The sequence below is a fragment of the Natronospirillum operosum genome, assembly GCF_004768465.1.
Taxonomy (GTDB): Bacteria; Pseudomonadota; Gammaproteobacteria; order Pseudomonadales; family Natronospirillaceae; genus Natronospirillum; species Natronospirillum operosum.
Genome location: NZ_SRMF01000019.1, coordinates 1 through 18314, shown reverse-complemented (window position 1 = coordinate 18314; position 18314 = coordinate 1). Strand labels below are relative to the sequence as shown.

Here is an 18314-nt window from a genome sequence, read left to right as displayed (position 1 = left end):
CCTACAAGGAAAGGTCATGCGGGTCGGGCGGACAAACTAAGTTGTCATTTCACGGACTTTTACCACTGGCGCTGACAACGGAAAGGGCCAATAGCGCCAAGGCGGAAAAACTCCCGGCTCAATCCTTGATGGAGGAGGCGCGCCCGCAGATCCTGCAGTGGTGGGATGATGCCCTGATCGGCAGCGACCGGGAGACTCAGTTTTTCAGTGAGGCCGAAGCAGCCCTGCCGTTGTTGCACATCAAGCCGGAGCAGGAGCAAACCATCGAGAGCGTCTTTGAAGGCATGTTGCAACAGAGGCTACGTCTGAAAATGAACCAGCAACTGGCCGAGTGGATGGGTTTGGGGTGATGCAATGATGACTCTCCACGGTACCAGCCCCATGACCACCTACGCCGTCATCGATTTTGAAACCACCGGACTGTCACCGGCCCACGGTGCGCGCCCGACAGAAATCGCCGCTGTGCTGGTGCGCGACGGCGAGATTGTGGATCACTATCAGAGCCTGATGAATGCCGGTGTGCGGGTGCCGTATGACATCCAGCAGTTCACCGGCATCACCAACGAGATGGTGCGTCAGGCGCCGCCGGTGGCTACGGTGATGTCTGAGGTGGCGGCGTTTGTGGGGCCTTGCCCCATCGTGTGCCACAACGCGGCGTTCGACCGGAAGTTCTGGGCGCATGAGGCAGAACTGCTGGGCCGCCCGACGCAGAATGCTTTCGTTTGTTCGCTGTTGCTGGCGCGGCGGCTGTTTCCGCAGGCACCGAATCACAAGCTGGCGACGCTGGTGCATGCCCTGGGGTTGCCCAACTCCGGCACCTTTCACCGGGCCTTGGCGGATGCCGAGTGTACGGCGCATCTGCTGATCAACCTGAATCAGGCCATCTGTGAGCGCTTTGGCCTGACTGATGTGGCGCCGGAATTGTTGCTGGCGCTGCAAAAAGCCAGCAAGCACCAGCTTGATCGGTGTGTGGGTGCTTACGTCGCTGGTCACTGATGCAAACCTGGCGGGCGTAGAGACTTCGTACATTTTGACACAAGCGTATCCAGGCCGATGCCGAAAGGCTTCCAATAACTTTCCTTTCACTATACTGTATATAAAAACAGTGTGTGGGCTGTCGAAGGCTTGCTAAAGTCCTCACTCACAAAACGATCTGTTCATGTGTGATTGATGTGCCAGGCACATGATGATGATCCAGTGGGCGGAATTTATCCAGGCTTTCGACAAGGAAGTGTGCAATGAGACATCAAGGTGGGTGAATGAGTATGAAGGCGGTTGAACTTTTTGCCGGCGCCGGGGGCTTGGCTTTAGGCGTCTCTCTTGCCGGCTTTCAGTCTGCAGCCGTTGTGGAGTGGAATCGCTGGGCCTGCGACACGGTTCGGGAAAACAAACGGCGTCAATTTCCACTCGTTGCCGACTGGCCTTTGTGGGAAGGAGACATCCGGCAATTTGATTGGGAATCAGTTCCGCAAGGTATTGACCTTGTAGCTGGAGGTCCGCCGTGTCAACCATTTTCCATGGGTGGTCAGCACAAGGCTTTTGGCGACAAAAGAGACATGTTCCCGGCTACGGTGGAAGTGATCCGGCGTCTGCAACCCAAGGCGTTCATCATTGAAAATGTCAAAGGCCTTACACGCTCGAGTTTCGCCAACTACTATCAGTACATCCTGCTGCAACTGGAATTCCCGGAGGTCATTCGACGTAGCGGTGAGACCTGGCCAGATCATTTCAGGCGGCTGCAGGAAGAGAAGACGTCTGGTGGTGCGCATGCTCGCAGTCTCAGTTATCAGGTTGTGCCTACACTGGTGAATGCAGCTGATTATGGTGTGCCGCAAAGACGTGAGCGGGTTTTTATAGTCGGCTTCAGGGCCGACCTGGGTGTCGAATGGTCTTTCCCGCGCCCAACCCATAGCTACGATGCCTTGCTGCGGGCGCAGTGGATTACAGGTGAGTATTGGGAGCGCCACAAGATGCCCAGGCAGAACCGTCCAGAGCTGTCTGCTCGACTGATGACCCGTGTGCGTCGGCTTGATTCAGCCTTGTTGCCGCCGGAAGAAAAACCCTGGCAGACGGTGCGTGATGCGCTTGCCGATGTGCCGGATCCTCGGGCGGAAAGCGGTCATCAAATGCTGAATCATCATTTTCAGGATGGCGCTCGCGTCTACCCCGGGCATACAGGAAGCCCACTGGATATGCCGGCCAAGACGCTCAAGGCTGGTGACCACGGCGTGCCGGGCGGTGAAAACATGATGGTCAGGGACGACGGCAGTGTGCGCTATTTTACTGTTCGTGAATCTGCACGATTGCAGACTTTTCCCGATGGGTACCTGTTTCATGGTTCCTGGACTGAAACCATGCGGCAACTGGGGAATGCGGTACCGGTTGCTCTGGGCAGAATAGTGGCCGCTTCAGTGGCAGAGCAGTTGGCCGCAAGAGAAATAGAGAGGCTTGCTGAGCAAAGATCTGTTGTCAGGAAGCAGGCATGACCGACAAGAAGAAAGTCAGTAAAGCGCGAAAGATATTACCGTTCAACCCGCTGGACAAGCGTCATCTGGGCGAAAGCGTAGGCCAGGCCATGCTTCGCCAGCCGGTAACATCATTGTCGAGCTTGGGAAAATTCGATGGTGCGGGCTTGTATGCCATTTACTATCAAGGTGATTTTCCCGCTTATGCATCGATAGCGCATCGAAACCGACAAGGTGAGTTTCGGGCTCCCATCTATGTGGGAAAGGCTGTCCCCAAGGGCGCCCGAAAGGGAACAGACCTCGAAGGGCCTCCGGGTAGCGTGCTCTATAAGCGAATCATGCAACACAAGCGAAGCATTGAAGAGGCGGAAAACCTGAATCTGGAAGATTTCCACTGCAGATATCTGGTTGTTGATGATATCTGGATACCGCTTGGGGAGTCCTTGTTGATCGCCAAGTTCAGCCCGCTATGGAATCAACTGGTCGATGGGTTCGGAAACCATGATCCGGGCAGGGGGCGACGGGAGGGCATCCGGCCTCGCTGGGATACTCTTCACCCCGGCAGATCCTGGGCCAACAACTTTCCTCCACGCCCGGAAAGTCAGAGCCAGTTGGTACAAGAGATAGAAGACTACCTGCGCAACAACCCGCCCCCGGAAGATACAACAATGATCACCACTTGATTGATGTTCTTTCAGTCAGGCGAGCGACAGTACTCTGAAGACACCTGAAGAGCGCAAGGCACTGGATGACTTCGATCTGCCGGATGAGGTGTATTGCAGTGCTGGCGTTTGCCCTCTCCGGTTTTACGCGCATAGAAATGGGTATATGGCCATTAATATGCGCATAAAAGTGGGATGAAAGGTCTTTCTGTACTCAATGCCGCTCGGGCTTCTGCTCGTGCGGTTCACCCCAGGTGCGGTTGATCTTCTTGCCTTCGATGACGGCCGGGCGCTGGTCGATCTGTTTGGCCCAGCGCATGACATGGGTGTAGCTCTCGGCATCCAGGAATTCTTCCGCACGCGGATAGCCCCGCCCCAGCACCAGGTTGCCGTACCAGGGCCAGATGGCCATGTCGGCGATGGTGTAGTCGGCACCGGCAATGAATTCGTGCTCGGCCAGTTGCTTGTCCAGCACATCGAGCTGGCGCTTCACTTCCATGGTGAAGCGGTTGATCGGGTATTCGTAGTATTCCGGTGCATAGGCGAAGAAATGCCCGAAGCCGCCGCCCAGATAGGGTGCGCTGCCCATCTGCCAGAACAGCCAGGAGAGCGTCTCGGTGCGGCCGGCATGGTCGGTGGGCAGGAAGGCGCCGAACTTTTCGGCCAGATACAGCAGAATATTGCCCGACTCGAACACCCGCTGCTCGGGTTGCACGCTGGTGTCCAGCAGGGCGGGGATCTTGGAGTTGGGGTTCAGGCCCACAAAGCCGCTGCCGAACTGGTCGCCGTCCTGAATCTTGATCGGGTAGGCGTCGTACTCGGCGCCGCTGTGGCCGGCCGCCAGCAGCTCTTCCAGCATCACGGTGACTTTCACGCCATTGGGTGTGGCCAGTGAATACAGCTGCAGCGGGTGCTTGCCGCGCGGCAGCTCCCTGTCGAACTGGGCACCGGCGGTGGGTTTGTTGATACTGGCGAACTGGCCACCGTTTTCTTCGTCCATGGTCCAGACGCGGGGTGGTGTGTAATCGGACTTCGAATTCGGCATGCGAAAATGCTCCATGGCTTGATTGGGGTAGTATACGCGGCTTTTTCAAGGTAGATCGGCTTGCCGCAATTACAAGAAAAGTAACACGGTTGATCGCAGTCGTTGAGTGATTAACGTCACTGTGCTTCACCCCGACGGCAGGGTATGATCTGCAGGTTCGGCAATAGTTCCAAGGACAGGGTGATGACTGAAACACGCAATAATCTCTGGGTTCTGATCGGCATGCAGGCGTTTTCCATGACTGCCGTGCCAATGATGATTCTTGTTGGTGGCATCATTGGTGCCCACCTCGCGCCCAACCCGCAATGGGCCACCCTGCCGGTGGCCGCGCTGGTTGTCGGCACGGCGTTCAGCACCCTGCCGGCGTCTTTCCTGATGCAGCGCTGGGGCCGCAAGGCCGGCTTTCTGACCGGCAATCTGGTCGCCATCAGCGGTGCCCTTGTGGGCAGTGCAGCGGTGATGCTGCAGAATTTCTGGCTGGTGCTCGTAGCCAGCCTCTGTTTCGGTTTTCACATGGCGTTCGTCAATCAGTATCGGTTTGCCGCCATGGAGAGCGTGCCTGCCGAGCGTCAGGGCCAGGCGGTCTCCTATCTGTTGCTGGGCGGCGTGGTGGCGGCCATTGTCGGCCCCGAAGCCGGGGCGCTGGGGGAAAATCTGCTCGGCATACGCTACCAGGGGTCGTTCCTGATTTTGGCCGGCCTGCTGGCGGTGGGCACCCTGTTGATCCTGTTCGGGTTTCGCAACCAGCCCATGGTGCAGGCCACGGCGGATGACCCCGGTCGCCCCTGGCCGGTGTTGCTGCGGCTGCCGCTGCTCTGGCTGGCGTTGCTGGCCGGGGCCATCTCCTACAGCATCATGAGCCTGGTCATGACGGCCGCGCCGGTGAGCATGCACGAGATGGATCACCACAGCATGGGTATCACCAAGACGGCGATTCAGGCGCATATTCTGGCCATGTTCCTGCCCTCACTGGCCACTGCCTGGCTGATTCGGCGTTTCGGGCCCATGCGACTGCTGGTTGCGGGCCTGATCATCTACCTGCTGATGATTGTCGCCGGGCTGGCGGGCCGCGGCGCGGTGCACTATACAACGAGCCTGATTCTGCTGGGCGTGGGCTGGAATTTCCTCTTTGTGTCAGGCACCACCTTGCTGGGCCGGGTGTATATCGGCAGTGAGCGGTTCCGGCTGCAGGGGCTGAACGACTTTCTGGTATTTGGCACCCAGGCACTGGCAACGCTCAGTGCCGGCTGGCTGATCTTCCAGATGGGTTGGGATGCGTTGCTGTGGTTTACCCTGCCGCCGATGATTCTGCTGGGCCTGGTGGCTCTGTGGGCTGCCCGCAGCCCCGCGCGGCAGGCAGCTTCGGCGGGGTAATCCCGTGGGAGCGCACCCCGTGCGCGATGGGTTGTCAGTCATCCCGTAGGAGTGCACCCCGTGCGCGATGGGCGACCCCGTTGCCTCAAGATCGGCCAGAGGCTGGCCTCCTACGGTAAGAGTTGAAAAGTTGATCAAGAACCACGGCTGACCGGCATCGCTGGCGGTTCACTTCAACCGCCGGCTTTCTTCACCGTCCAGCCCTTCTGTTCCAGCATGGGTAACAGCAGATCGCGCTGATCGCCCTGAATCTCGATCACGCCATCCTTGATACTGCCTCCGACACCGGCTTTCTTCTTGAGTTCCTTGGCCAGTGCCTTCAGCTCGTCACCGGCCAGCGGTACACCGGTGATCAGCGTCACCCCAGCACCCTTGCGACCCTTGGTCTCCCGCTTCAGGCGCACGATGCCATCGCCGGCAGGCGCCGCTGACGCGGCCTTGGCGCCATCACGTACACGCCCGGTTTCGGTGGAATAGACCAGTTTACTGTTCTTGCTCACGGAGGGCTCCTGCTGGGGTTCAGATGCCACCATTGTAGGAGCGCACCCCGTGCGCGATCAATTTTGTAATGTGGTGGCACTGTTGCAGGCCCCCTGGTCAGGGCCGCTTGCCCGCCAAGCCAGTGCCTGCAACGATGGCACTGTTGTAGGCTGTGGCCCTTGGCCACGCATGCGTGAGCAAGGCTCACGGCCTACAGGTTTGCAGCCGTCGGAGCGCACCTCGAGCGCATGGATGCGCAGGAGCGACCGGGGCCACAGACCTCTACAGAAATCGCTCAAGCCACCAGCTTTCTGACTTTCAGATCCTTGCGGCGTTGCTCCGCATACCACAACTCATACTGAAACTGCTGTGTCAGCCAACTCTCGGCCGTTGTATCAAAGGCAATGGACAGCCGAATCGCCATTTCGGGGCTGATACCCGCCCGCCCATTGAGGATGGCGCTGAGGGTTTTACGGCTGACCCCCAAGGCCTCTGCCGCCTCGGTGACCGACAGGCCCAAAGGCTCCAGACAAAGCTCGCGAATCACCTCGCCAGGATGTGGGGGATTGTGCATCTGCATGGGCTGCACCTCAGTGATAGTCTTCATAGTTCACAACCCCGGCATCTGCGATGCCCTTACTTCTTCTCTATTTTTTCCATGGCCGTGGCCTGCTTTTCGATCTCTTCCAGCAGGTACTGCCAGCCGGATATATAGCTGGAGATCTTGGTTTTCAACTTTCCCTGACGAATCACATATTGCCCGGAGGCGGGATAACAGGTGAGTGTGAAGGGTTGAGTCAGGTCAAAGACCTTGGTGGCCCAGATGGATTTGTAGGTCAGGGTGGTGTCTTTGATAATGAAGCGGACGCTGGGGTAGTAGGCAATCGTAAAAACTGTGAAGAGGAAAAAACAGCCGATCAGCCAAGTTTCTGATCTCAGCCCATCATCAGAAACAATGAGCCGAGTGTAAACTTCATATGCTAATCCACCACCAAATAGCAGAGTACCAAACCCCATCAAAGAGATAAATGCCCGGCTGAATTTGTAGGTGCCACACTCAGGTGCAGAGCCCGCTCTTTGAATGAAGTAAGCCAGCATTACTAAGCATGCAGTGGTAGCAATATAGATAAAGCCCTGATCCACTCGCTGCTCCTTTTCGTTTCCGCCATTTTATTTTCTCAATGTGGAGTAGCACCCTGTCGAACACAGGGTGCACTCCTGCAGAATAGGTCTTCTTTATCCTCAGGAGTGGTTGTCAGATTGGTAAATTATATTCAACTGACATCAATAAAGGTAAGCCCTATAGCAGCAGAAGCAATATAGGCAAAAAAGCTGGAAATATAAAGAGAGCGTATTTTTCGCCTTTTTTTGGCAAGAGGAGGAAAGAGTGACACATTAACCACAAAAACCAATATATAAACTAGAAAGTACCACTTAAATAGTACCAAAAGAATGCCAAGCCAGCAGATGAAACTGATCCAAAAGCTAGCTTGGTCCAAATTGTATTTTAAGAAAAAATCTCGCATAAGACCCTAGTCAGCCCCAAGTATGATGCTGGAAATAACGTTTCCGCCATTGTTTACGCCTTGAGCGGCGTCTCCTGCCGCGGCAACTGCGCTGAGAGGACTTGTTGCCACAGAGCCTATTAGTCGGCCAGCACCTCTTCCAATATTGTATGAGCTATAGTTCATGGGATCAGTCGCTTGATCAAACAAAGCGTTATTTATTGCACTTCTAAACTTGGAATTTCTCAAGTATGAATCAGCAAAGCATCTTGCGGCCACTCTCTCCAAGCCCGCTTGGGTATTGTTTGGATCTGAGTGTCGAGCACTCTGATAGCCCGCATTGAACCAACCTTTTGGTATGGATGCCATGCCATGTCCAAGCCCCCTGCCATAGTCAAATATGTTGTCTCGAACTGCACCATCCAAAACCCGATTCCATAAAAAACCGGCGAAATTATTTTCGCTTGCTTCCGGTAGTGCAGGCAGCTCACCCGTAACATCAATGAAATTGATCGGATTATTGGAGACATAGGCGTAATGGTTCAACCCACCATTGAACCTAATCGGATCCTTGGTCGTCCACCGCCCAACAACCGGGTCATAATCCCTAGCCCCAAACCTCACCAGCCCGGTATCGCGGTCGTAGATGCCACCGGCATAGCCGAAGGGCTGGAAGCCGGGGTTGGTGTCTTGTGTCACATTGCCCCAGGCATCGTAGTCGAGTTGCTGGGCGATGTCGCCGGTCTGGGCGTTGATGACCTGGCGCACGCTGCCCAGGTGGTCGCTGATGAGGCGGTAGCGGTTGCCATCCTTGATCATGTAGCTGGGCACGTGGCCCTTGTCGCCATAGACAAAGCGGGCAACGACGTTGTTGTTGCCGTCCAGTTCGGCGACGGGGTTGAGCTGCCCCTGATACAGGAAGCCCTGTTCCAGTTCGCCATCGCGCTTTTTGCCGACGCGTCGGTTCTGGCCGTCGATCACATACTCGATCTCGGTGCCATCGGGCAGGGTGACATGGTGAAGGTTGGAGAAGGCATCATAATCGTACAGTGTGGTGTCGCCGGTGACGGTGTCGGTCTTCCGGGTCAGCTCGCCGTTGGCGGTATAGCGGTATTCGTTGTCGCCATACTGGATAAGCCGGTCCTGGGCGTCGTACTGGGCGATCTGGGTACCGTTCTCATGCGTCCGGTTGCCGTTGTCGTCGTATTGCCAGGCGCCGACCACTTCGCCGTTCCGAATCACCTGATCCAGCCGGTCGTTCTGATCATAGCGGTACTGGTACTCGACCGTGGTGCCGTTGATGGTCTCTGTCTTGCCGACAATGCGGCCGGCTTCATCCCGCTGCAGGCTGTACTGGAACACGGATGAACCGGAGTGGCTGGCGCTGTAGGCGGACAGTTCGCCCAGGTCGTTGTAGCTGCGATTGGTGTCGAGGTTGTCCAGGCTGGTGCCGGTCAGCAGCGCATTACCGGGGTGGTACTGGAAGCTCAGGTCGCCGGCTTCGGTCACCTGGCTGTCCTCATTGTACTGCCAGCTCAGGGTATCGCCATTGATCGACTGGCTGATCGGTTCGAAGTAGTGGTTGTACTCGTAACCCAGCGCGCCTTCGACGGTGCCGCTCCAGTCGGTGCCGGTGAGCAGGAAGCCGTCGTACTCATAGTCGATCTGCTGGCCGCCGGGGGCCGTCAGGCGTTTCAATTGCCCGCTGTGGATGGGGTCGTCGGCGCCGAAGTACTCATACAGATAGCTGCCCGTGTCCAGCGTGATGGCTTCCAGCAGGCCGCTGGTGTCGCCATAGCTCAGGTTGATGCTGGCGCCGTCCGGGCGAATCTTCTCGGTCAGTTGCCTGTCCAGATTGTAGATATAGCGTGTGGTCGGGTGGTCAGGGCCGATAGGACTCTCCGTCGCGAGGTCATTGGCCTGGGGTGGCCGATAGCGCTCGATGTCGTCCCGTGAGGTGTAGTAGAAGCGATGGCGTTCGCCGGTACCCAGCGTGATTTCGGTGAGCTGGCCTAACGCATCATAGTCATAGTGCACCTGGCTGCCGTCCGGATTGAGCTGAGACGTCACGCGCCCCACGGCGTCGTTTGTCAGGTTGACCGACTGGCCGAGGGCATTGGTGACCCGGGTCAGATAGCCGAAGTGGTCATAGTCGAACTCCACCGAGCGCTCGCCATGGGTACCGCGGTCGATTCGAGTGGGGCGGCCGCGATCGTCATAATGATAGCGGATGTCGGTCAGGCTGCCGGCTTGGGCGCGGTCCAGCAGGCCCTCCTCGTTTAGCCATTGGGTCAGGCTGCGGCCTTCGGGACTGGTGTGGGTCCAGGTGCGATCCGGAGCATCGTAGGTGGAGACGCTTTCCCGATCATTCACCGTGCTCAGGGTCGTCAGGGTGTTGTGACTCAATAGATCGTCTCTGTCATCCAGCGACGCGCTGCGCTCGGTGGTGGCCTCGAGGGTCAGGCCACTCGGGGTTTCGATACGTTCCGACGACGGCACGGGGGACTGCATGTCAAAGCGCGGGTCCGGTGAATAACTGCGGCTGATGTGGGTGCCATCCGGCCGGGTGATGTCGGTGCCAGCATCGGTATGAACCCGTTCGGTCCGGCTGCCATCGGGTGAATAATTGGTGTAGATGCGTTCGTCGGTACTGCTGCGCTGCACGGTGAATTGCGACACACGCCCTTCACCGCTGATCATGTCCGTGCGGTAGCCGTCATCCAGATCAGTGCGCTCGATGGACCAGCCGCCTCCGTCGGGCGCCTCGTCGCTGATCAGTCGGCCGTTCTCGTCATATTGAAAGCGGTTGGCGTGGTTGTTCGGCGTCTCGAACCGGGTCAGCAGACCGTCCGACGTGTACTCCATCGACCAACGCTCGCTGGCCGGGTTGCTCAGGCCGATCAGGTGGCCATTGTGATCCAAGGTCAGATCCGTTCGCTGACCCTCTGGCGCTACAATGGCGGTGGCAGTGCCGTCTGATGTGCGCTCGATCTGCGTGATGTTGTCGTGCTGGTCGGTCACGCTGATCAGCAGATCGTTGTTGTCATACTCGAATGTGTAGAGAGCAGCGCCAGTGGTGGTATCCGTGGTGCGGATATGGCGGTAGTTGCCATCGAAATGGAAGAGGCGGGTGCCGTCTTTGGAGGCAATCTGAGTTTCGCCGTCGGTGACTGTTGCCGTGAATGAGAAACGAATTCGACCTATGCGACTGTTTCCGAAATCAGCCACATAGAGGTTGCCTGCGTTGTCCATCGCGATATCCTGCATCCGATCAAACTGGGCCTCGGAAGCTGGACCAAAAAGAGTGGCAGAGCCGCGTCCCCTGTCGCCTGCCAGGGTGGTAATGATGCCACCTGAGCTGACTCGGCGTATGCGATTGTTGCCGGTATCCGCGATATAGAGGTTGCCAGCGTAGTCTATGACAACGCCAGATGGACTGCGTAGTTCAGCTTCCTGGGCTGGTCCGCCATCGCCAGAGAAACCGGGGCTGCCAGTGCCAACCACTGTCTCGATGATGCCACTTGGGCTGATCCGTCGGATTCTCTGCTGGCTGGCTACATAGAGATTGCCTGCGCTGTCCAGAGTAAGACCTTGCGGAGATCCCAGATTGGCGTCCGTGGCCAACCCTCCGTCGCCGGAGAAACCACTGTTACCATTGCCGGCTACTGTCTCGATGATGCCGTCGGGGGAGACCCGCCGGATGCGATGGTTGCGTCTGTCTGCAATATAGAGATTGTCTGCATGGTCGAACGCCACAGCTACTGGGCGGTTGAGTCGAGCTTCGGTGGCCAAACCACCGTCCCCTGAGAAGTCTCCGCTGCCCGTCGGTCCTGACCCAACGACAGTCTCGATTGTGCCACTCGGACTGACTCGGCGAATGCGGTGGTTACGTGGGCCCACTATGTAGCCGTTCCCGGCGCTGTCGAAGGCGACGCCGATAGGGTCCCACAGTCGGGCCTCGGTTGCCGGGCCGCCATCGCCAGTAAAACCGGATCGGCCTTCACCCGCGAAGATATCGCGACTGCCATCTGGTCTGCTGCGTGTTACTCGATGATGGTAACTTGCCCCCACTGCATAGGTATTTCGTGTGGTGTACATATTACCCTCACTATCGACGGCAACACTGTTGGGGTAAAAGGTGGAAGCTGCTAGACGAATTTGCGGGCCGCTGTTTGTTTGTCGCAGACCGTTGCCCATTGTCAGCATATTTTGGCTGTGAGAATAGGCATGATGTACATCCAGTGACCAGGCACCGACCGTATCTGGTCGAACCGGGACAGGGGCCGTCAACTGAACCTGATGGGTCTGGCTGAGTATCATGGATTGGCAGTTGCTGCGTGTGCCTATGGCGCTCATGGAGTCGGTTGTCTGTGCCCATGCCTGGCTAGTGCCTGAGCGTGCACCGTAATAGACACAGGGATAGTGATAGTTGATGGTGATATGGGCGATATGATCGCCTCGCATTTCCCGTCCAAAACCATCAAGTCCATCCCACTCAAAGCTATAGCTCTGATTTGTGGCGGCACTGAATTCCCTGCTGACACGCTGCCCGGCAATGCGAATGTCGAGCCCTATCTTCTCCAGACTGGCGGGGACATTCGGCCCGCTGAGGGTGATGTCCGCCACATTGTTCCTGTAGCCGGGTGTGCGGTCGCTGCGGTAAACCAGTTCAAAGGGGGTGCCGGCTACAGGCAGGCTCTCGCCCAGCGTCTGGCGTTGCGGGCTGATGACGCAGCCGGGGCATTCGTTTTCTTCATCCGTGTTCTGGGGATGAAAGTCGCTGTTGGTGCCCGGGGCCGGTACATTGGGCCGTTCGGCATCCAGCGGCGGGCCATAGGGCCAGTTGCAGTCCCAGGGGGTGAAGTGGTTGACGGGCGTGCGCCAGAGGGTTTTGCCAGAGCTGTAGAGATCGGCCAGTTTTTCCTGCTCTGCTGAATCTATTCCCAGAGCGGCGAGCTCTTCTTCGCTGGCAGGGGTGCCGTCGCCCGTTACATCCAGTATGGCCAGGCCGGATTCGATACTCAGAATTTCGATCACCTGACCGTTGTCGCCGGCTTTCCAGACGGCGTCTTCATAGTCGTAGTAGCCGGCGGGGACGATTTCGCCGGTGGGGAAGTCGAGAAAGTTGTCCACATAAAGCGGCACGGGCTGATCAAAGTCGACCCGGCTGGAACCCGCTGCGATGGCTTCATCGACACTGAGTTCCACCGCATAGGTATAGGCGCTGGTGGGCGGCAGTTCGCCGGGCATGGCTTCGTAACCATTGTCGCCCACGGTGTATTCGGTGGTTCGAACATTCAGTTCGGTCAGGGCCTGGGTGCTGCCATCGGGCAGGGTCATGCTGGCCTGGGTGCCTTCGGGGAACAGCAGAGTCGCCTGGCGGGTGCCGTCGGTGTCGGTCTGAGGGCTGCCCTGGGCGACCTGCAGCGGCTGGCCGTTGCCCAGTTCAACGGTGGTGACCTCGGTGTCGAGCGGGATCATGACAATGTCGTCGGCAAAGTCGAAATTGTTCCACTGGGGTTCGACAGCACGCTGTACCGGCAGGTAGCCGTCTTTCTCGTAGTGGACGACCAGCCGCCCGCCACCATTGACCACCAGATCAAAGGCGCCGTCGGCGCGGCTGAGTGTGGTGCCCAGATGCGGCTGCCGATGAATGCTGACCGTGACGCCGTGCAGCGGGTCGTTGTTGCGGTCGAGTACCCGACCGCGCACCACGGCGACTCTTTCTTCATCCAGGCTGTCCGGGTTGAGGCCTTGCTGAATCGGGGTGTCGGCGGAATACAGGAACTCGACCTGGTCCAAAAAGCCACCACCACCCCCGGCGGGGAGGTCCGGGGCGATGGTGGTGGGATCGGGCGGCAGGTGCGAGAGGTCGGTATCGGGGTCGGGACTGCCGGTGTCGGAGCCGTCGTTGTTATCAGAGTTTCCGCTCCAGCAACCCGCCAGAAACAGAGTCGCGAGGATGAGGGCCAGGAGTCGTATCAGCATGGCTTGAAGTCCTTTTCCACAATGGCGCTGGCCTGCTTGGGTCAGCGGTTCTTTGAGTTGAGGAGCCTCTGCCTGTGCATTCCATGCACGTATTAACTCCAGGCCCCATGCCGACTACAACGAAAAATTTACAGGAAATTGGACTGAACCTGAGGATAGAAGGGTTGGAAGTGTGACGGGGCACACAAAAAAACCGGCCGGAGCCGGTTTTGTGGGTTGAGGAGGAAGGGCGCCTGGCGGCGCCCTGTGCGTGGGCAAGGCCCACAGCCTACGGGTGTGGTGCCTTCGCTGTGTGCATGAGCCCCTTGTGCGTGGGCGAGGCCCACAGCCTACAAGTGGGGTGCTGCCTCCCTTTTCGTGGGCGAGGCCCACAGCCTACAAGTGGGGTGCCTCCCTTTTCGTGAGCGAGGCTCACAGCCTACAGGGCTCCGCCCTCAGGCGGCGCCGATCATGCGGCGCAGTACGTAGTGGAGGATGCCGCCGTGGCGGAAGTACTCCAGTTCGTTGCTGGTGTCGATGCGGCATTTGGCCTGTACGGTGTCGGTTTTGCCATCCGGGTAGGTGATGGCGACCGGTACCGTCTGCCCGGGTTTGAGGTCGTTCAGGCCCTTGATGGTGAAGGTTTCTTCGCCGGTCAGTTTCAGGCTCTTGCGGTCGACGCCGTCGGGGAACTGCAGCGGCAGCACGCCCATGCCCACCAGGTTGGAGCGGTGGATGCGCTCGTAGGATTCGGCCAGCACGAAGCGCACACCGAGCAGGCGGGTGCCCTTGGCGGCCCAGTCGCGCGAGGAGCCGGTGCCGTATTCCTTGCCGGCGATGATGGACAGCGGCTGGCCTTCGGCCTGATAGGCCATGGCGGCATCATAGATGGCCATTTTCTCGCCGGAGGGGATGTGGCGCGTCACGCCGCCTTCTTCGCCGGGCACCATTTCGTTGCGGATGCGCACATTGGCAAAGGTGCCGCGCATCATCACTTCATGGTTGCCGCGTCGCGAGCCGTAGGAATTGAAGTCTTTCGGCGCCACACCATGCTCTTTCAGGTAGCGGCCGGCCGGGCTGTCGGCCTTGATCGCACCGGCGGGCGAGATGTGGTCTGTGGTGACGGAGTCGGCCAGCATGGCCAGCGGCCGGGCGTCGATCACATCCTCGATCGGCTCGGGGGTGCGGCCCATGCCCTGGAAGAAGGGCGGATGCTGGATATAGGTGGACTCCGGCCAGGCGTAGGTCTGGCCTTTCGGGAACTCGATGGACTTCCAGTCCTTGTCGCCTTCGAACACTTCGCCATATTCCTTGCGGAACATGTCGGTGCGCACCTTCTCGACCGCATCGGCGATCTCTTTGGTGCTGGGCCAGATGTCTTTCAGGTAGACGGGGTTGCCGTTCTTGTCTTCGCCGAGCGGGTCTTCCGAAAGATCAATCCGTACCGTGCCGGCCAGTGCATAGGCCACCACCAGCGGCGGTGAGGCCAGCCAGTTGGTTTTCACCAGCGGGTGTACCCGGCCTTCGAAGTTGCGGTTGCCGGACAGCACCGAGGCCACGGTCAGGTCGGCTTCGGTGATGGCTTTCTCTATGCTTTCGTGCAGCGGCCCGGAGTTGCCGATACAGGTGGTGCAGCCGTAGCCGACCAGATTGAACCCGAGCTTGTCGAGCCAGTTCAGCAGCCCGGCGCTGTCGAGGTACTCGGTGACCACCTTGGAGCCCGGTGCCAGTGAGGTCTTGACCCAGGGCTTGCGGTCCAGGCCTTTCTCGGCGGCCTTTTTGGCCAGCAGACCGGCGGCCATCATGACGCTGGGGTTGGAGGTGTTGGTACAGGAGGTGATGGCGGCAATGGCCACATCACCATGCTTGATGCGATGTGTCTTGCCGTCGATGGTGAACTCGGCTTCGCCGGCGGGCATACCCGCGCCCACGGCAGCACCCGCACCGCCTTCGGCCTGCATGGCGTCGTCACTGCTGGCGATGGTTTTGGACTGGGCATCCATGAAGTCGGCGAAGGCGCGCTTGACGTTCTGGATGGCCACCCGGTCCTGCGGGCGCTTGGGCCCGGCCAGGCTGGATTCGACCTCGGTCATGTCGAGTTGCAGCGTGCTCGAAAACACCGGCTCATGTCCGGGTTCGCGCCACATGCCCTGCGCCTTGCAGTAGGCCTCGACGCGCTCGACCACGTCCTGCGGGCGCCCGGTCAGGCGCAGGTACTCCATGGTGACGTCATCCACCGGGAAGAAGCCACAGGTCGCACCATATTCCGGAGCCATGTTGGCGATGGTGGCACGATCGGCCAGCGGCAGTTCGGCCAGGCCGTCGCCATAGAACTCGACAAACTTGCCGACCACACCATGCTTGCGCAGCATTTCGGTGACGGTCAGCACCAGGTCGGTGGCGGTGATGCCTTCCTTCATCTGGCCGGTCAGTTTGAAGCCGACCACTTCCGGAATCAGCATCGACACCGGCTGACCCAGCATGGCCGCTTCGGCCTCTATGCCGCCGACGCCCCAGCCGAGAATGCCGAGGCCGTTGATCATGGTGGTGTGCGAGTCGGTGCCCACCAGGGTGTCCGGGTAGGCTTCCAGCACGCCGTCCACTTCCGAGGCCCAGACGGTCTGGCCCAGATACTCCAGGTTCACCTGGTGGCAGATGCCGGTGCCGGGCGGCACGACGCGGAAGTTGTCGAACGCTTGCTGGCCCCAGCGCAGGAAGGTGTAGCGTTCGCCGTTGCGCTCCATTTCATGGCGCACATTGGCCTTGAAGGCGCCGGCGGTGGCGTATTCGTCGACCATCACCGAGTGGTCGATGACCAGATCCACCGGCGACAGCGGGTTGACCTTTTCCGGGTCGTCGCCCAGTGAAGCCACGGCGGCACGCATGGAGGCGAGATCGACCACACCGGGCACGCCGGTGAAGTCCTGCATCAGCACGCGGGCCGGGCGGTAGGCGATTTCGCGGTCGGCCTTGCCGGCTTTCTGCCAGTCGACCAGGGCCTGGATGTCGTCGTTGGTGACGGTGTCGTTATCGAAGTTGCGCAGCTGGTTCTCGAGCAATACTTTCAGCGAGAAGGGCAGGCGGTCGATGTTGCCGAATTGTGCGGCGGCTTTGGGCAGGCTGTAGATGCGGTATTCTTTGTCGCCTGCCTTGAGGGTGTCTGTCGTGACTGCCTTGGTGTTCATGTCGTGCTCCGTTGCGGTTGGAACGAATAATCCATGTCTAGTGTAGCTGGAGTGAGGGTGATTTGCCGGGTTTCAAGGGTGGGTTTAGTCGACAGATGACAGTCGACGGTAGACGGTTGTGAGTTGTGAGTTTGGCGTTGCGGGTGTGCGTGTGGCCAAGGACGCGTAGCGAGGGACGCAAGTCCCGATCAAAAGACCACAGGCTTCGTATGAAAGGCGGCTGGCGCCGCCATCGCGACTCGCGTCGCTCGCTACAAATGAGGCACAACGTCGTGACAAGGGCGCGTAGCGAGGGCCGAAGACCCCGGGCGGTCTGACTTCTGTTCAAGTTATTGCATCTGTGGCCGACTATTGCTGTGTCTCCTTGAGGAAAAGGAACTCTCTGTGACTATCGCGACCAATGGACTGCCGTCGAACCTGTTGAACTGGGTGAAGGGTAATGCCGAAGCCGGCCTGCCGGTTATTGATGACCAGGTGTTTCAACAGATCGATCAGTTGACCAATGCCGATCAGGTCCGCTTCTCATCCAGGGCCCAGTTTTTGTTCAACATCCAGTCTCACGCCCACACCCTGAATGAACAGGAGCGGGATGAGTTCGTTGATCTGCTGGCGCAGGTAGATCAACCCCTGTTTGATCAGGACTTGCTGGAATACATACGCAACCCCACGGTTCCGGTTTTCGCCGAGCCTGCGGAGATGTATCAATCCAAAACCGGCTTGTCCGACGAGGTTCCGACCGAACCCATCATCGTTGTAGCCTCGGCGGCAAGAGTTTTCAACGGGGGACACACCTCTTCAATAGGCCAGTTCAACCCCGATTCGGGCAGGTTGCAGGCCCGGTTTGCGGAACTCAGCGAGCAGGCATTCAACGAACTCGACCAGCAGGATGCCACCACGGTAACCGAAACCGTAAAGCACGCGCTCGAATATGGTAACCGCCTGCTCAACAGTGCCGAGAGCCTGTTCCACAGCAACTACGAGTTCGCTCGGGTGGAGCATATTCTGCAAAGCCTGCCGGTGAGTGACGCCCTGAAAGCAGGCTTTGGTGAGCTGATCAATGACGCTCGCTCTGCCCAGAACAGGATGCTGGCCAGGTATCAGCAGGCGCAAGAGCAGAAACTGACAACGATGCCTCGGTTCCGCGATGTTCTGCTTGCCGACATTGAGAGTGTCGCAGAGATCATCAGTGTGAATACGCGCTTGCAGAACTTTCTGGCCCACCCGGACCAGGACATCCTTGATGCCGGCAGCTACTTCCGGCGCTTGCTCGACGACGCCTCATATCTCAATAAACTGAGTGAGCGCGAAATGGAGCGGCTGTTTGATCACTATGCCCATCAGCGAGCCGAGGACGAGCGCATCTTTGTGGAGAGAGACTGGCTCGGCGAGTCACTGCCGCAGTACGTCCCGGAATCCTACGAGGAAGAAGTCCACCAGACCCAAGAGTTGACCAGGCAGTTTATCGACGCGCTGGCCACCTATGCGCAGGTCGCCAGCGCGTAGCTAGGGACGCGTAGCGAGGGACGCAAGTCCCGATCAAAAGACCACAGGCTTCGTATGAAAGGCGGCTGGCGCCGCCATCGCGACTCGCGTCGCTCGCTACAAATGAGGCACAACGTCGTGACAAGGGA

11 protein-coding genes and 1 pseudogene are annotated in these 18314 nt (G+C 58.8%); 6 read left to right on the top strand and 6 right to left on the bottom strand.

Going from position 1 to position 18314, the window contains the following annotated elements:
• The 4 genes and pseudogenes from E4656_RS20310 to E4656_RS19925 form a co-directional block, all read left to right on the top strand.
• Window positions 1–350: pseudogene (locus E4656_RS20310) on the top strand (hypothetical protein); the annotation flags it as partial.
• 4 nt (window positions 351–354) lie between these two features.
• Window positions 355–996 carry a 3'-5' exonuclease gene (locus E4656_RS19935; protein WP_240754053.1) on the top strand — a complete coding sequence of 214 codons (642 nt, stop codon included), beginning with the start codon at window positions 355–357 and terminating at the stop codon, window positions 994–996.
• A gap of 263 nt (window positions 997–1259) precedes the next feature.
• The gene (locus E4656_RS19930) at window positions 1260–2486 is read left to right on the top strand and encodes a DNA cytosine methyltransferase (protein WP_240754051.1); all 1227 of its coding nucleotides are present in this window, start codon (window positions 1260–1262) and stop codon (window positions 2484–2486) included.
• Window positions 2483–3148: an Eco29kI family restriction endonuclease gene (locus E4656_RS19925; RefSeq protein ID WP_135485084.1), complete on the top strand. Its 666-nt coding sequence runs from the start codon at window positions 2483–2485 to the stop codon at window positions 3146–3148. Before E4656_RS19930 ends, E4656_RS19925 begins: the two co-directional genes overlap by 4 nt.
• Window positions 3149–3341: 193 nt before the next feature.
• Here E4656_RS19925 and yghU read toward each other — a convergent pair whose 3' ends face one another.
• The gene (gene yghU, locus E4656_RS19920) at window positions 3342–4172 is read right to left on the bottom strand and encodes a glutathione-dependent disulfide-bond oxidoreductase (protein ID WP_135485083.1); all 831 of its coding nucleotides are present in this window, start codon (window positions 4170–4172) and stop codon (window positions 3342–3344) included.
• A 183-nt stretch (window positions 4173–4355) separates the two neighbouring features.
• On the opposite strand from yghU, the gene E4656_RS19915 reads away from it, so the two are divergent.
• Entirely contained in the window at window positions 4356–5546 is a 1191-nt protein-coding gene (locus tag E4656_RS19915) for an MFS transporter (RefSeq protein WP_167856157.1), read from the top strand.
• A 173-nt stretch (window positions 5547–5719) separates the two neighbouring features.
• Here E4656_RS19915 and yciH read toward each other — a convergent pair whose 3' ends face one another.
• The 5 genes from yciH to acnA form a co-directional block, all read right to left on the bottom strand.
• The gene (gene yciH, locus E4656_RS19910; RefSeq protein ID WP_135485081.1) at window positions 5720–6079 is read right to left on the bottom strand and encodes a stress response translation initiation inhibitor YciH; all 360 of its coding nucleotides are present in this window, start codon (window positions 6077–6079) and stop codon (window positions 5720–5722) included.
• Window positions 6080–6321: 242 nt separating this feature from the next.
• A complete protein-coding gene (locus E4656_RS19905) occupies window positions 6322–6606 on the bottom strand; it encodes a HigA family addiction module antitoxin (RefSeq protein ID WP_135485085.1) in 285 nt (94 codons plus the stop codon).
• 56 nt (window positions 6607–6662) lie between these two features.
• The gene (locus E4656_RS19900; protein ID WP_135485080.1) at window positions 6663–7169 is read right to left on the bottom strand and encodes a hypothetical protein; all 507 of its coding nucleotides are present in this window, start codon (window positions 7167–7169) and stop codon (window positions 6663–6665) included.
• Window positions 7170–7558: 389 nt separating this feature from the next.
• Window positions 7559–13519: an NHL domain-containing protein gene (locus tag E4656_RS19895; RefSeq protein ID WP_135485079.1), complete on the bottom strand. Its 5961-nt coding sequence runs from the start codon at window positions 13517–13519 to the stop codon at window positions 7559–7561.
• Window positions 13520–13953: 434 nt separating this feature from the next.
• The gene (gene acnA / locus E4656_RS19890; protein ID WP_135485078.1) at window positions 13954–16683 is read right to left on the bottom strand and encodes an aconitate hydratase AcnA; all 2730 of its coding nucleotides are present in this window, start codon (window positions 16681–16683) and stop codon (window positions 13954–13956) included.
• A gap of 384 nt (window positions 16684–17067) precedes the next feature.
• Between acnA and E4656_RS19885 the strand changes: the two genes are divergently transcribed.
• Window positions 17068–18186 (top strand): hypothetical protein, encoded by a 1119-nt coding sequence (locus E4656_RS19885; protein WP_135485077.1) that lies wholly within the window; start codon window positions 17068–17070, stop codon window positions 18184–18186.
• Window positions 18187–18314: the final 128 nt, after the last annotated feature.

What these genes read in the sequence shown, in the direction of transcription:
- E4656_RS19905 (WP_135485085.1), bottom strand. Translation starts at nt 6,606, where the DNA reads ATGCAGATGCACAATCCCCCACATCCTGGCGAGGTGATTCGCGAGCTT.
- E4656_RS19915 (WP_167856157.1), top strand. Translation starts at nt 4,356, where the DNA reads ATGACTGAAACACGCAATAATCTCTGGGTTCTGATCGGCATGCAGGCG.
- E4656_RS19935 (WP_240754053.1), top strand. Translation starts at nt 355, where the DNA reads ATGATGACTCTCCACGGTACCAGCCCCATGACCACCTACGCCGTCATC.
- yghU (WP_135485083.1), bottom strand. Translation starts at nt 4,172, where the DNA reads ATGCCGAATTCGAAGTCCGATTACACACCACCCCGCGTCTGGACCATG.
- yciH (WP_135485081.1), bottom strand. Translation starts at nt 6,079, where the DNA reads ATGGTGGCATCTGAACCCCAGCAGGAGCCCTCCGTGAGCAAGAACAGT.
- acnA (WP_135485078.1), bottom strand. Translation starts at nt 16,683, where the DNA reads ATGAACACCAAGGCAGTCACGACAGACACCCTCAAGGCAGGCGACAAA.
- E4656_RS19930 (WP_240754051.1), top strand. Translation starts at nt 1,260, where the DNA reads ATGAGTATGAAGGCGGTTGAACTTTTTGCCGGCGCCGGGGGCTTGGCT.
- E4656_RS19925 (WP_135485084.1), top strand. Translation starts at nt 2,483, where the DNA reads ATGACCGACAAGAAGAAAGTCAGTAAAGCGCGAAAGATATTACCGTTC.
- E4656_RS19895 (WP_135485079.1), bottom strand. Translation starts at nt 13,519, where the DNA reads ATGCTGATACGACTCCTGGCCCTCATCCTCGCGACTCTGTTTCTGGCG.